This is a genomic window from Actinosynnema sp. NPDC002837, from assembly GCF_040295345.1.
Lineage (GTDB): Bacteria > Actinomycetota > Actinomycetes > Mycobacteriales > Pseudonocardiaceae > Actinosynnema.
The window spans coordinates 81078-94645 of record NZ_JBEOVG010000009.1; the positions used below are offsets into that span (position 1 = coordinate 81078).

Genomic DNA, 13568 nt, shown 5'->3' on the forward strand with positions numbered 1-13568 from the left:
TCACACCTTCCCCATCGACCGGATCACGCCGTGCGCCCGCGCCGCGCCGCTTCCTCCAGCCTCGCGACGAGGTCGTGCGGGCTGGGCATCGCCATCAGTTCCGAGTAGACCCGCTCGACGCCGTCGCGGACGTCCGACTCCTCGAGCACCATCTTGAGCCGCGTCGTGGCCTCTTCCGGGGCGTCGTGCACGTCCACGGTGAAACCCGCGCCGCGGTCGGGCACGTAGCGCGCGGCGTTCTTGGAGATCATGGTCCGGGCGGCGGCGGACCACTCGTCGCCGAACGCGGGGATCAGGTGCTGCGCGTGGGAGTCGATGATCAGCTGCGGCACCTTGAAGGTCGCCGCCGCGCCGAACGTCCCGATGGCGCCGTGGTGGATGATCGCGTCGCACGTGGGCAGCAGCACGTTCAGCGGCAGGTAGTCGATCAGGCGCACGTTGTCCGGCACCGCCCGCACGCCCGCCAGCTGGGTCGCGTTGAGCGTCGCCACGACTTCGACGTCCAGCCGGCCGACCACCTCCAGCACGTTCGCCACCGGGTCCCAGCCGTCCTCCACGATGACCAGCCGGCGGGACTGGCCGAGGGACAGCGCGACCCGCGGCCGGGAACGCTCGGCGTCCAGCCAGTCCGGGACGGTGGTGGTGCCGGTGAACGGCACCCAGCGCATCGGCATCGTCGTCGTGGCGTCCGGCAGGCGCATCGCGGTGGGCATCGCGTCCACGGTGAACTGCCCGAGCAGCAGCTCCTCGTCCACCTCCAGGCCGTGCCGCTCGGCGGCCGGGCGCACGGTCTCCGTGAACGGGTCCCAGCCACCGGGCGAGCGCTCCATCGCGCGCACCGCGAACGGGTAGTAGTCCTGGGTCCACATGAGCCGGGCGTGCGCGACACCGTTCACCCTGGCCGCGATGGAGCCGGCGATGGCCGTCGGGTCCCACAGGATCATGTCCGGCCGCCACACGCGGGTGTACTCGACGAGGTCGTCGACCTCCGGGTGCGGGTCGGACGCCGACGCGCCGAAGGGGTGGAAGTCCCACATCGGCGGCAGCATGAAGTAGCGGAAGACGTCCCAGGTGGCGCGCTCGTCCTCGGACAGCCCGAGCCGGACGGCGAGGTCGTCGAAGCGCGCCGCGAGCTCCGGTGACGCGATCTTGCCCGGTCCGGTGGGCGTGCCCGAGCCGTCGCCGAGGGGCACCGCGGTGAGGCCGCAGGCGCGGATCGCGTCGGCCAGGGAGGGCGCGGACGCGACGCGCACCTCGTGGCCCGCGCCGATGAGCGCGTTGGCCAGCGGAACGAGCGGGAACAGGTGCGAAGGCGTGGGCCATGCGGTGAACAGAAAACGCATAAAACGCCTTTCCCGACCATTCGGCGAACGGCGCGCGGGCAGCCGTCCGGGTAAACGTCCCCATATTTTCTTTTCGGCACATGCTGTCAACCGGCGCGCGCGCCCGTCCAGGGTCTTCTTCGAAAATGCGGATTTTCCGGGACGGTGTACCGGGTGCGCGCGGCGATGTGGCACGCTGCCGGTTCGCGACCGGAGGAAGGCGTTATGCATGCGGTGGTGGTAGGCGCGCGCGGGTTCCTCGGGTCGGCGCTCGCCGCCGGGCTGGAACGGGCATCCGCGCAGGTCTCACGGGTCACCAGGGGTGAACCCGCGCTCGTGGACGACGTGCTGTCGCCGGCGCTCCGCACCGCTGAGGTGGTCTTCTACGTCGCCACCAGCGTCACGCCCGGAACGGCCGAGCGCTTCCCGGAAAGGGCCGACCGCGATCTCGCCGACTTCACCCGGCTCGTCGCGGCCCTGGGCGATCTCGGCACCAATCCGACGGTCGTCCTGGCCGGCAGCGCGGACTGCTACGACCGGGCCGCGGAGCCGCCATTCACGGAGCGCACGCCGTTGCGGCCGGGCACCGCGTACAGCCGGTGCAAGCTGGAGATGGAAAAGGTGCTGCGCGCCGCGCCGGGGGTGCGCCCGGTGGTGGCGCGGCTGGCCAGCCTCTACGGGCCCGGCCACCGGACCGACCCCGGGCACGGCGTGATCGCGCACTGGCTGACCGCGGTCGCCAAGGGTGAACGCCTGCGCCAGATCGGCGACGACGACATCACCCGGGACTTCGTGTACGTGGACGACGTCGTGGACGCCCTGCTCCGCATCTCCCGGCACACCGGTGACCTGCCGTTCGCCCTCAACATCGGCTCCGGCGACCCCGTCTCCCTCGGCCGGCTGCGACGCGAGGTCGAGGACGTGACCGGGGTGCGGTCGGCGGTGGACCGGTCACCGTCGCGCGGGTTCGACCGGCGGACGATCCTGGTGGACGTCGGGCTGGCCGAGGACGTGCTGGGCTGGCGGCCGGTCACCACGTTCACCGAGGGCCTGCGCCGCACCTGGAAAGCCGTGCAGGACGGCTAGACGACCGGCACACCACGCCGTGCCCCGCGCAACAGCCTGGTCATCGGCACCTCGACGAACCGGTACACCAACCAGGCCACGAAGACGGTGACGGCGAGCTGCACCACGAGGACGACCAGCGCGCCCCACACCGGCAGGACAGGCTGGCTGATCACCCCCAGGTCGGCGAGCCAGGTCTGCACGCGGCCGCCCATGGTGTGCATGATGATCAGCACGTGCACCGCGTAGAAGGCGAACGAGACCTTCCCGAGGAACACCAGCGGCCCGCCGCGCAACGGGGACCAGGCGCGCCGCGAGTCCGCCCGCGCCGCCGCCGCGATGAGCAGCGCGAACGGGATCAGCATCCCCGCCGACCGCTGCCACAGCGGCGGCAGCTCGCGGTTGACGAAGAACGCGGCCACGCACAGGCCGATCGCCACCGGCAGCGGCGGGCCGACCCACGCGCCGCGCCGCACCAGCAGCGCGACCACGATGCCGAGCGCGAACTCCGTGACGCGCATCAACGGGAAGACGTAGGTGAACCAGTAGGTGAACTGGTCCTCGAACCCGTCCAGCGGCACCAGCACCGGCGGAGCGGGCTCGCGCAGGGTGATCACCTCGCCCACGAGCACCGGCACCGCGAACGTGGCGACCACGAACAGCGCGCCGGCGACCCGCAGGCCGCGCGCCGACAGCCGGTCCAGCACCAGCAGCAGCGCCGGGAACACCAGGTAGAAGAACGCCTCGCAGCTCAGCGACCACATCACGGGGTTGAGGCCGAAGACGAAGGCCTGGTCCGGCGTCCACGCCTGGAGCAGGAGCACGTGGCCGAGCACCACGTCCCAGCCCGGCCGGACGCCGGTGACGACCAGTTGCAGCACGACCGCGACCAGCGCCGTCACCGCGAACACGGGGTAGATCTTGGCGAAGCGCCGCCGCCAGAACTCGCGCGACGCCTGGTCGCCCGGCGTCGACCAGGTCAGCACGAACCCGCTGAGCACGAAGAAGAACGACACCCCGATGAACCCGGTGCGGCCCAGGTCGTGGACCGCCTGGTCGAACCCGCTCAGCCCGGTCGACCCCGGCGGCGTGGTCAGCGCCATCCCGGTGAAGTGGATGCCGAACACGAGCAGCGCCGCGAACCAGCGCAACCCGGTGAGCGACGGCAGGTCCTGGCGCACGTGCTCAGACGACGTGCACGCGGGGCACGTAGAGGATCCACTTGCCGCCGGACTCGCGGAACGCGCGTTCTTTCGCCATGATCTCGTCGGCGTGGTTCCAGGCGAACAGCAGCGCGTAATCCGGGTAGGACTGCGTGAACCGCTCCGGCGGGACGATCGGGATGTGCGAGCCCGGCGTCACCCGGCCCTGCTTCACCGGTGTCGTGTCCAAGATGTACGGCACGAGGTCCGGCCCGATGCCGCAGTAGTTGGTGACCGTGGCGCTCTTCGACGTGGCGCCGTACCCGACGACGGTCTTGCCCTGGGCGCGCAACTCGGTCAGGAGGGTCGTCAGCTCCGACCGGATCGACTTGATCTCGTCGCGGAACCGCGCGTACACCGGGAGCCGGTCCAGGCCGATCTCGGTCTCCCTGGCGGCCAGGTCGAGCACCGCCCGGGTGACCTGGCGCCGGCCCGCCCGCGCGATCGTGTAGCGCATCGCCCCGCCGTGCACCGGGATGCGCTCGGCGTCCACGAGCTCGAACCCGAACCTGGCCACCATCGCGCCGACCGACTTGATCGCGAACAGGTAGAAGTGCTCGTCGTAGATCTGGTCGAAGTAGTTGTGCTCGACCACGTCGCCGAGGTAGCGGTCCTCCACGACGAACACGCCGTCGTCGGCGAGCAGCGCGTCGACGCCGCGCAGGATCGAGTCCATGTAGGCGATGTGGCTGACCGTGTTGGCGGAGAAGATCACGTCCGCCGGGCCGTCCTCGGCCCGGATCGCGCGCGCCGAGGACTCCTCGAAGTAGTCGACCCGGACGCGGATGCCCTTGTCCCGGGCGACCTCGGCCGGTCCGCCGGACGGGTCGACGCCGAGGTGGCGCACGCCCGCACGGCGGACGGTGTCGAGCATGATGCCGTCGTTGCTGCCGATCTCCACGACGAACGGGTCGGGCTTGGCCAGCTCCGTCTCCAGCAGCTGCTGCGCGGTCTGCTCGAAGTGCTTGCGCATCAACGCGGACATGCACGAGCGGTACGGGTAGTCGAACCCGAACATGGACTCGCGCGGCACTTCCTCCAGCTGCTGCACCATGCCGCACGAGTGGCACAACCCGACGGCCAGGTGGAAGTACGTCTCCCGGCCGATGTGCTCCGGCAGCAGGAACGCGTTCGACACCGGCTGCGTGCCGAAATCGAGGCACTGCTCGACGGTTCCACCGCAAATCCGGCAGACCGGTCCTCCGGGATCCACTGGGGTCATCGAGATCGCCTCCGGCTGCGAGGTGGGTGGGCAACCCATGGTCGGCGGCCCGGCCGGCGGCGCGCTACTTCGACAATGCGAGGTTTCCGCATGGTCCGAAGTGGTGATTCGGTCCAGCGCGGAGGCCGTGCGGTCCCGCTCGACCCGTCGGCCGGGCCTTGTCGCGGCCGGACGGTCCGCGATCGCATCGCCGGAACCCTTGCAGGGGCCCGAAGTCGGCGGGTCACGGCCCGGCCCACCCGTCCGTCCCGCGCCGACGGCCGGTCGGTCGGGCGGACCACGTGGCCGTAGCCGCGCACGATCGGTGCTGGTGGTGGAGCGCGTCCTGGCCGATGATGACCGCCGGGCGCACGTCGCGGACGCCAACCCGCGGATCCTGCTCCTGCCCGGCGGCGAGGAGCGCACGCCGGCCGGGCCGACCGGCATCGGGCGCGGGCCGGGCCGCGGCCGGAGTCGGTCATCCGACCCGCTCGCGCACGTACCCACCCGGTTCCGTCCCGACGCACGCGAGTCGGCCGAGCAGCAGGAGCGCACGCATGACCGTCCACGAGAAGCCGACACCGGAACGGCCGGTGTCGGGTGAACGCATCCGGCTCGACTCCCTGACCGCGCTGCGCTTCGCCGCGGCGCTGCTGGTGTTCGTCCTGCACGTCTACGTCTACGTCTGGTACGCGGGCGGCGACATGGAGCAGGCGCCGTTCGGCGCGGTGGCGCTGCGCTCCGCGCTGGCCGGGGTCTCCTTCTTCTTCCTGCTCAGCGGGTTCGTGCTGACGTGGTCGGCCCGCGAGGACGACACGCCGCGGGCGTTCCTGCGCAGGCGCCTGGCCAAGATCTACCCCAACCACGCGGTCACCTGGGTGGTGGCGCTGGTGCTGCTGCTGTGGGCCGGCGAGCAGGTGGGCGCGTTACGGGCGCTGAGCACGCTGCTGCTGGTGGAGGCGTGGATCCCCCTCCCGCAGGTGCAGAGCGGGGTGAACCCGGTCTCGTGGACGTTGGCCTGCGAGCTGTTCTTCTACCTCTGCTTCCCCTACCTGCACCGGCTCGTCGCCCGGATCCGGCCGGAGCGGCTGTGGTACTGGGCGGTCGGCTGCCTCGCGGCGATCGCCCTGGTGCCCCTGCTGGTCATGGCGGTCACCCCGGCGGAACCCAAGGGCGGTCCCTTCCAGACGACGCTGCTGCAGACCTGGCTCACCTACAACTTCCCGCCCGTCCGGCTCCTGGAGTTCGTCCTGGGCATCCTGCTGGCCCGGATCGTGATCACCGGCCGGTGGTACCCGAAGCGGCTCGGCCCCGCGCTGATCTCCGTCCCGCTCGGCTACGTCGTCGCCTTGCAGGTGGCGTTCCCGTACTTCGTCCACGCGATCCTCGTGGTGCCGCTGGCGATGATGGTCCTGGCCGCGGCGCACTCCGACATCACCGGCTCGCCCGGCCTGCGCCGGCGGAGCTGGATCTGGCTGGGCGACATCTCCTTCGCGTTCTACATGACCCACGTGCTGGTGATCCTGCACCTGCACGGGCTCCTGGACCCCGAGCGCGACGCGGGGGTCGCGGCGGACGTCGGGTTCACCGCGCTCTACCTGGTGATCTCGGTGCTGGTGTCCTGGCTGCTGTACCGCGCGGTCGAGCGGCCGGCCATGCGCCGGTGGGGCTCCGCGCGCGGTCGGCGGACGGCGGCGCGGTGAGTCCTCGCGGAACGCGCGAACGGCCCCCGCCCGGTCTCGGGCGGGGGCCGCTTCCGCGCTCGTCACGCCGTGCTCGTTACGGCAGGGACTCGCACGCGATGCGGTCGTTGTCGCTGTCCAGCTGCGCGACGTCGCCGTAGTACGGGTAGTAGAGGTCGAACCACGCCTGGGCGTCGCGCTGGGTGGCGAAGTCCGAGCAGTCCTTGCTGTTGCCGGGGTTCCCGGGCGCGCGGACCTCCGGCGCCGGGCTGCCCGCGCCGACCCACTCGGCGTAGCTCACGGGCCGGTGGAACGCGGGGCCCTGGTAGTAGATCGTCGGGGCGGTGCCGTACTTGTAGAAGTGGTCGTTCGCGACGCGGCGCACGACCTGCGGCGTCGGGAAGTCCTCCGCCCGCCACTCCTCGTAGCCGATCGAGTAGCCGGCGCCGGTGGCCAGGTTGGACATCCGCATGATGTTCGGCGCCCAGGACAGCTTCTGGAAGCCCTCGTTGGACCGCGGGTCGAAGGCGCGGAAGCCGGAGGCGGACCACTCGCCGTAGGTGAGCTTGTGGTTCACCCCGTCCTCGCCCTCGACGAAGAGCTCGTTGGACGTGCCCCACTGGTAGTAGTAGCTGCCCGCGATCCAGCCCGCGTTGCGCGGCGCGGGGCTGCCCGACGCCCGCCACTGGGACTCGGTGAGCCGGTCCCAGTCCCACGTCGACTGGGGGTCGCCCCAGAAGGTGACCGCGTAGACGGTGGGGGACCACGCGTACTTCACGTAGTCCGTCGGCGAGGCGGCGGGCTGCGGGAAGCCGGCGGCGGCCCACTCGTCGTAGGTGATGGCGCGGGCGTTGCCGCCGACGACGCGCCACACCGTCGGGTCGAAGGGCTGCTTGTAGTAGCCGTCGGCGACCGCCGCGCTCGCGGGCGCCGCCACGGCGACCGCCAGTCCCAGCCCGACAGCGGCGCCGACCAGCGCCGCCGCCACCCGTGTGATCTTGTTCAAGTGATCCGCCTTCCGTCCACCCCGAACCTGCTCTGCGGTGGGACATTCGGTGTGCGCCGCCAGTTGTTACGCAACGCAGTCGAAAGCGGGCTCAATTAGCTCGATCGGACTAAGGAATGCGGCAATCGTGAGGATTCGTCATCACTTTCCGTGGGGATCTCTCTCGATGTCGTGCTCCCACAAGGCCGTCACGTTGCGATGAGGCCTCGACGCGACCTCGCGCCCGCTCGGTGTCGATCACTCACTAGGCTGTGGCCGGTGCGCTTTGTGGCGGATCTCCACATCCACTCCAAGTACTCCCGGGCCTGCAGCCGTGACTGCGACCTCGAACACCTGACCTGGTGGGCCCGCCGCAAGGGGATCTCGCTGGTCGGCACGGGCGACTTCACCCACCCCGCCTGGTACGACCACCTGACGTCCAGCCTGGTCGAGGCGTCGCCGGGGCTGTACCGGCTGCGCGACGACCTCGACCGCGACATCGACCGCCGGCTGCCGCCGTCGTTGGCCGCCGCGCCGGTGCGGTTCATGCTCTCCGTGGAGATCTCCACCATCTACAAGCGCGGCGACCGCACCCGCAAGGTGCACCACCTGGTCTACATGCCCGACCTGTCGTCGGCGGCGCGGTTCAACGCCCGGCTGGCCAAGATCGGCAACCTCGGGTCCGACGGGCGGCCGATCCTCGGGCTCGACTCGCGCGACCTGCTGGAGATCACGCTGGAGTGCGGCGGCTACCTCGTGCCCGCGCACGTGTGGACGCCGTGGTTCGCGGTGCTCGGGTCCAAGTCCGGGTTCGACGCGATCCAGGACTGCTACGTCGACCTCGCGTCGCACGTCTTCGCGGTGGAGACCGGCCTGTCGTCCGACCCGGAGATGAACTGGCGGGTGTCGAGCCTGGACCGCTACCGGCTGGTCAGCAACTCCGACGCGCACTCGCCGCCGGCGCTGGGGCGTGAGGCGACCGTGTTCGACACCGAGCTGGACTACTACTCGGTGCGGTCGGCGCTGGAGACCGGAGACGGGTTCGCCGGGTCGTTGGAGTTCTTCCCGGAGGAGGGCAAGTACCACGTCGACGGGCACCGCAAGTGCGGCGTGCGGATGGAGCCCGAGGAGACGCTGGCGCACCGGGGGATCTGCCCGGAGTGCGGCAAGCCGTTGACGGTCGGGGTGCTCAGCCGGGTGGCGGAGCTGGCCGACCGGCCGCACGGCCACCGGCCCGCCGGCGCGGCCGGGTTCACCAGCCTGGTGCCGTTGCCGGAGATCATGAGCGAGATCGTCGGGACGGGGCCGAAGAGCAAGAAGGTGGTCGCGGAGATCGACAAGCTGACCGCGGCGCTCGGGCCGGAGCTGGTGATCCTCCAGGACGTGCCGGTGGACGACATCGCCGTGCACTCGCCGTTGCTGGCCGAGGCCGTGACGCGGCTGCGGCGCGGTGAGGTGGTGCGCGACTCGGGGTACGACGGCGAGTACGGCGTGATCCGGGTGTTCGAGCCGGGGGAGCTCGAGCGGCGGCGTTCGGCGTTCGCCCTGTTCGACTACGCCGCTCCCGAGCCGTCCACTGTGGAGCGTGCTCGGCCGGCGCCCGTGGCTGCGCCTGTCGTCGAGCCCGCGCCCGTTCGGGAGTCGGGTGGTTCGTCGTTGCTGGACGGTCTGGACCCGGAGCAGCGGGCGGCGGCCGAGGTGGACGGCGGGCCGTTGCTGATCATCGCCGGGCCGGGGACGGGCAAGACGCGGACGTTGACGCACCGGATCGCGGACCTGGTGACGTCGCGGGGCGTGCCGGCGTCGGAGTGCCTGGCGATCACGTTCACGCGGCGTGCGGCGGAGGAGATGGCGGAACGGCTGGCCCTGTTGGCGCCGGATGCCGTCGGTGAGTTGACGATCGCGACGTTCCACTCGCTCGGGGTGCTGATCCTGCGCGAGCACGGCGCGTACTTCGGGTTGTCGGCGTCGTTCGGGGTGGCGGATCCCGATCGGCAGCTGGCGGTGGCGTTGTCCGTCGTCGCGGAGGAGAGGGCGGCACGGGCGCTGATCGTCGCCGGGGACGCGCGGTACAAGAAGGCGTTGCGGGCGCAGGACCTGGTGGACTTCGACGACCTGATCACGTTGCCGCTGGCGTTGTTGGAGGAGTCGCCCGCGCTGGTCGCCGGCTACCGGGCGCGGTGGCGGTGGGTGTCGGTGGACGAGTACCAGGACGTGGACGAGCAGCAGTACCGGCTGTTGCGGCTGCTCGCGCCGCCGGACGGCAACCTGACCGCGATCGGCGACCCGGACCAGGCGATCTACCGGTTCCGCGGCGCGGACGTCGGGTTCTTCCTGCGATTCCAGGAGGACTTCCCCGCGGCGCGGACCGTGCAGCTGACCAGGAACTACCGGTCGTCGTCGGCGGTCGTGACGGGCGCGTTGGAGGTGATCTCGCCGTCGTCGCTGGTGCCGGGGCGGGAGCTGCGGCCCATGGTGGACCACGGCGACGCGCCGATCGGCGTGCACCACGCGTCGTCGGAGGCGGCCGAGGCGGGGTTCGTGGCGCGGACCATCGAGCAGGTGCTGGGCGGCGCGTCGTTCCACGCGTTCGACAGCGGGCGGGTGGTGGGCGACGGGACGCAGGGGCTCGGATTCTCGGACTTCGCCGTGCTGTACCGGACGGATCGCCAGGCGCGGGCGCTCGTGGAGGCGTTGACGCAGTCCGGTCTGCCGTTCCAGAAGCGCTCGCACGACCGGTTGGCGGACCGGCCCGGGGTGGCGCGGATCGCCCACGACCTGAAGTTCGCGGCCGGCTCCACCGTGCTGGAGCGCGTGCGTGCCGTCGCGGGTGACGACCACACTGCGTACGAGCTGCTGAAACCTCTGGCTCTTGAGTGCGGGGCCGACTTCGAGCGCTTCCACACGGCGCTCGCGCTGGGGGTGGAGGTGGACACGTGGGATCCGCGGGCCGACCGGATCTCGCTGCTCACGCTGCACGCGTCGAAGGGCTTGGAGTTCCCGGTGGTGTTCATCGTCGGGTGCGAGGACGGGTTGCTGCCGTTGCGCTGGCCGGGGTCGGACGACGTGGAGGCGGTGGACGAGGAGCGTCGGCTGCTGTTCGTCGGGATGACCCGGGCGCAGCGGCACCTGTTCCTGAGCCACGCGGCGGGGCGACCCCGGTCTCCGTTCCTGGCGGCGCTGAAGGCTTACGACCAGCTCGGCGACACCCAGCCGCGGCGGAAGCGGAAGGGCACCCAGCTCAGCCTGCTGTGAGCGCTCCGGCCGGAAACTGTCGGACCCCGGGGCTACGGTCGCGGCATGGCGCACACCATTGGGCTGGCCCTCGACTGCCACCACCCGAGCGAGCTGGCGGCGTTCTGGAAACTGGCCCTGGGCTACGACGACGAACCCCCGCCCCCGCCGTTCCGGACGAGGGAGGAGTGGGCGGCGCAGTTCGCCGATCCGGAGGATGATCAGGAGGACGGCGCCTGGCTGCACGACCCGGCCGGCGTGGGTCCGAGGCTGTTCCTGCAGCAGGTGCGGGAGCCGAAGACCCAGAAGATCCGGCTGCACTTGGACGTGCGGGTGAGTTCGGAGGTGGCGGAGGAGGAGCGTTGGTCGGCGATCACGGACATGGTGGGGCAGCTGGTGGCGGCCGGCGGCAGCGTGGTGAAGGAGCATCCGAACCACCACGTCGTCATGGCCGACCCGGAGGGCAACGAGTTCTGCGTCTGCTAACCCGTCACACCTTCGAGTGATCATCGCCCAAAACTGTACGAAAACACCGTCCCCGCACCTCGGTTAGAACGAGAGGCCGACCCCCGAACCACCCCAGCCCTCCGCACACCCAGCCACCCGCCCACCCGCCCACCCGCCCACCCAGCCACCCGCCGATCCCGACCCCACCCATCACGACCACCCCCGCCGATCCCGCCACAACCCCGCTCCCGCCGATCCCGCCACCCCGCAGCCCTTTGCCCGCCCCGCCCTGGCCGCCCCGCAGCCAGTCGCCTGCCCGCCTGGCCCGCCCGCCTGGCCCGCGCCGCGCATCGACAGGCCCTGCCATCCGGTCGCGCGATTGCCCGCCGCCGCGCCGCCCCCTTCCGCCGCCTCCCGCTGGATCCGCTCGGTCCACTGGGGCTCGGCGCGGCACCGGGTCGCCGCCTCCTCTGCCGTGGGGCGCCTTTCCGTCGGCCGCTTGGGGCCGCTCCTACCGCTCGCCGCCGTTGTGCTGCTCGCCGGCTTCCGTCACGTCCCGTGGGCTCGCCGCCGTTGTGCTGCTCGGCGCGTGCCGTCGCGTCCGTGGGCTCGCCGTCACGTTGCCGCGCCCTCGGCTGGCTGTCGCGTGATCGCCGAGCTTCAGCGCCGGTCGGCGGTGCTTGCGGCTGCCGCGTTTGCGGCGGTTGATTGGCGTTGGCCGGGGTTGAACTGTGCGCGCTGGCGGGGGTGCTCGCGGTGGGTGGCAAACGTTTGCGGGCGGTGCGGTGCGGCGGTAGCGGTGCGGTGCGGCGGTAGTGGGGCGGTGAAGGTGGGGTGGGGTTGTTGGGCGGTGGGAGGTGTGTGGGTTGTGAGTGGTGGGTGTGAGGTTGGTGGCCGGTGAGGTGCGGAAATGAGGGGGTGGAGATCGGGATTGGACTGGACCATAACGTGGCGTTATGACTTGACTGGCATATCCGCCCGGCGTTTTGGCCGGCTAGCGTCGGGTTCAACGGCCCCGCATCCCGTGTCACCACCCCTGCAAGGAGACAAGCGGATGACTCGACGTAGCGTCGCCGCGGTCGCCGTGGCGGTCTTGAGCGCTGCCGGATTGGCAGCTGCGCTGGCCACCACCGCGAACGCGGGTCCACCACCGCAACAACTCGCCGTCGACGGAGGCATGGTCGCGGCCATGGCGCGCGACCTCCACCTGACCCCCGACCAGGCTCGTGCCCGCATCGAACGCGAAGCGGTCGCGGCGCGGACCGAGAGCACGCTCAAGGCACGGCTCGGCCCGGGCTTCGCGGGGGCCTGGCTCGACGCCGACGCCACCCGACTCGTCGTCGGCGTCACGGCCGCGTCCCAGATCCAGACCGTCGAGGCGGAAGGTGCGCGGGCCACGGTGGTGCCGCGGTCACTCGCCCAGCTCGACGCCCTGAAGGACAAGCTCGACCGGAACGCGCGCAGCGCACCCCGGTCCGTGCCCGGCTGGTACGTCAACGCACCCACGAACACCGTGGTCGTCCTCGCCCGCGACACCGCCGCCGCGAAAGCCTTCGCGCACGCCAGCGGTCTGGCCGAGACCGACGTCCGGATCGAACGGTCCACTGAGGAGCCGCGCCCGCTGATCGACGTGATCGGCGGCAACGCCTACTACATCGGCAGCGGCTCCCGCTGTTCGGTCGGGTTCGCGGTCAACGGTGGCTTCGTCACCGCCGGGCACTGCGGCCGCACGGGCGCGACCACGACCCAGCCCAGCGGCACGTTCGCCGGCTCCAGCTTCCCCGGCAACGACTACGCCTGGGTCCGCACGGCCGCCGGCAACACCGGCCGCCCCCTGGTCAACCGCTACCCCGGCACGGTGCCGGTCGCCGGTTCCACCGAAGCGCCGGTCGGCGCCTCCGTCTGCCGCTCCGGCTCCACCACGGGCTGGCGCTGCGGCACCATCCAGCAGAAGAACGCCTCCGTGACCTACCCCGAAGGCACGATCACCGGCCTCACCCGCACGAACGCCTGCGCCGAACCCGGCGACTCCGGCGGCTCGTGGCTGACCGGTGACCAGGCGCAGGGCGTTACCTCCGGTGGCTCCGGGAACTGCACGTCCGGCGGGACGATCTACTTCCAGCCGGTCAACGAGATCCTCCAGGTCTACGGCCTCCAGTTGATCGTCAGTGGCGGCACGCCAACCAGCACCACCTCGCCGACCACGACGACCACCACGGACCCCGGCCAGACCACCTGGCAGCCAGGCGTCGCGTACACGACCGGCTCCCTCGTGACGTACGACGGCGTCGGGTACAGGTGCTTGCAGGGGCACACGTCCCAACCAGGCTGGGATCCGCCGACGGTGCCCGCCTTGTGGGAGCGCGCGTGAGCTAGCGGCAAGCGCACGCGCGGGGCCCGGCTCGCACCCTGTGGGCCGGGCCCCTTCCC

Annotated in this window: 10 protein-coding genes; 6 read left to right on the forward strand and 4 right to left on the reverse strand. The window is 71.4% G+C overall.

The genetic code is table 11. The annotated features are described in order from the left end of the window. Positions 1-23: 23 nt before the first annotated feature. The gene (locus tag ABTZ99_RS09430; protein WP_498781322.1) at positions 24-1343 is read right to left on the reverse strand and encodes a nucleotide disphospho-sugar-binding domain-containing protein; all 1320 of its coding nucleotides are present in this window, start codon (positions 1341-1343) and stop codon (positions 24-26) included. A 204-nt stretch (positions 1344-1547) separates the two neighbouring features. Here ABTZ99_RS09430 and ABTZ99_RS09435 point away from each other — a divergent pair, with 204 nt between their 5' ends. Continuing rightward, positions 1548-2408, forward strand: a complete 861-nt coding sequence (locus tag ABTZ99_RS09435) for an NAD-dependent epimerase/dehydratase family protein (RefSeq protein ID WP_498781323.1) — start codon at positions 1548-1550, stop codon at positions 2406-2408. Here ABTZ99_RS09435 and ABTZ99_RS09440 read toward each other — a convergent pair. Beyond that, on the reverse strand, positions 2405-3568 hold the full coding sequence (locus tag ABTZ99_RS09440) for an acyltransferase family protein (protein WP_499609910.1): 1164 nt from the start codon (positions 3566-3568) through the stop codon (positions 2405-2407). The genes ABTZ99_RS09435 and ABTZ99_RS09440 overlap by 4 nt on opposite strands. Before the next feature lie 4 nt (positions 3569-3572). Further along, positions 3573-4811, reverse strand: a complete 1239-nt coding sequence (locus ABTZ99_RS09445; RefSeq protein WP_499609913.1) for a methyltransferase domain-containing protein — start codon at positions 4809-4811, stop codon at positions 3573-3575. A gap of 304 nt (positions 4812-5115) precedes the next feature. On the opposite strand from ABTZ99_RS09445, the gene ABTZ99_RS09450 reads away from it, so the two are divergent. Then, the gene (locus ABTZ99_RS09450; protein ID WP_499609915.1) at positions 5116-5394 is read left to right on the forward strand and encodes a hypothetical protein; all 279 of its coding nucleotides are present in this window, start codon (positions 5116-5118) and stop codon (positions 5392-5394) included. Next, positions 5348-6493: an acyltransferase family protein gene (locus tag ABTZ99_RS09455; RefSeq protein WP_498781329.1), complete on the forward strand. Its 1146-nt coding sequence runs from the start codon at positions 5348-5350 to the stop codon at positions 6491-6493. Before ABTZ99_RS09450 ends, ABTZ99_RS09455 begins: the two co-directional genes overlap by 47 nt. Positions 6494-6569: 76 nt before the next feature. Here the strand turns inward: ABTZ99_RS09455 and ABTZ99_RS09460 are convergent, their stop codons facing one another. Further along, entirely contained in the window at positions 6570-7478 is a 909-nt protein-coding gene (locus ABTZ99_RS09460; protein WP_498783337.1) for a hypothetical protein, read from the reverse strand. A 258-nt stretch (positions 7479-7736) separates the two neighbouring features. Here ABTZ99_RS09460 and ABTZ99_RS09465 point away from each other — a divergent pair, with 258 nt between their 5' ends. From ABTZ99_RS09465 to ABTZ99_RS09475, 3 genes are all read left to right on the forward strand, one after another. Then, the gene (locus tag ABTZ99_RS09465) at positions 7737-10712 is read left to right on the forward strand and encodes a UvrD-helicase domain-containing protein (RefSeq protein WP_499609917.1); all 2976 of its coding nucleotides are present in this window, start codon (positions 7737-7739) and stop codon (positions 10710-10712) included. A gap of 45 nt (positions 10713-10757) precedes the next feature. Further along, positions 10758-11177, forward strand: a complete 420-nt coding sequence (locus tag ABTZ99_RS09470; protein ID WP_499609918.1) for a VOC family protein — start codon at positions 10758-10760, stop codon at positions 11175-11177. 1015 nt (positions 11178-12192) lie between these two features. Beyond that, the gene (locus tag ABTZ99_RS09475; RefSeq protein ID WP_499609921.1) at positions 12193-13509 is read left to right on the forward strand and encodes an alpha-lytic protease prodomain-containing protein; all 1317 of its coding nucleotides are present in this window, start codon (positions 12193-12195) and stop codon (positions 13507-13509) included. Positions 13510-13568 lie beyond the last annotated feature (59 nt).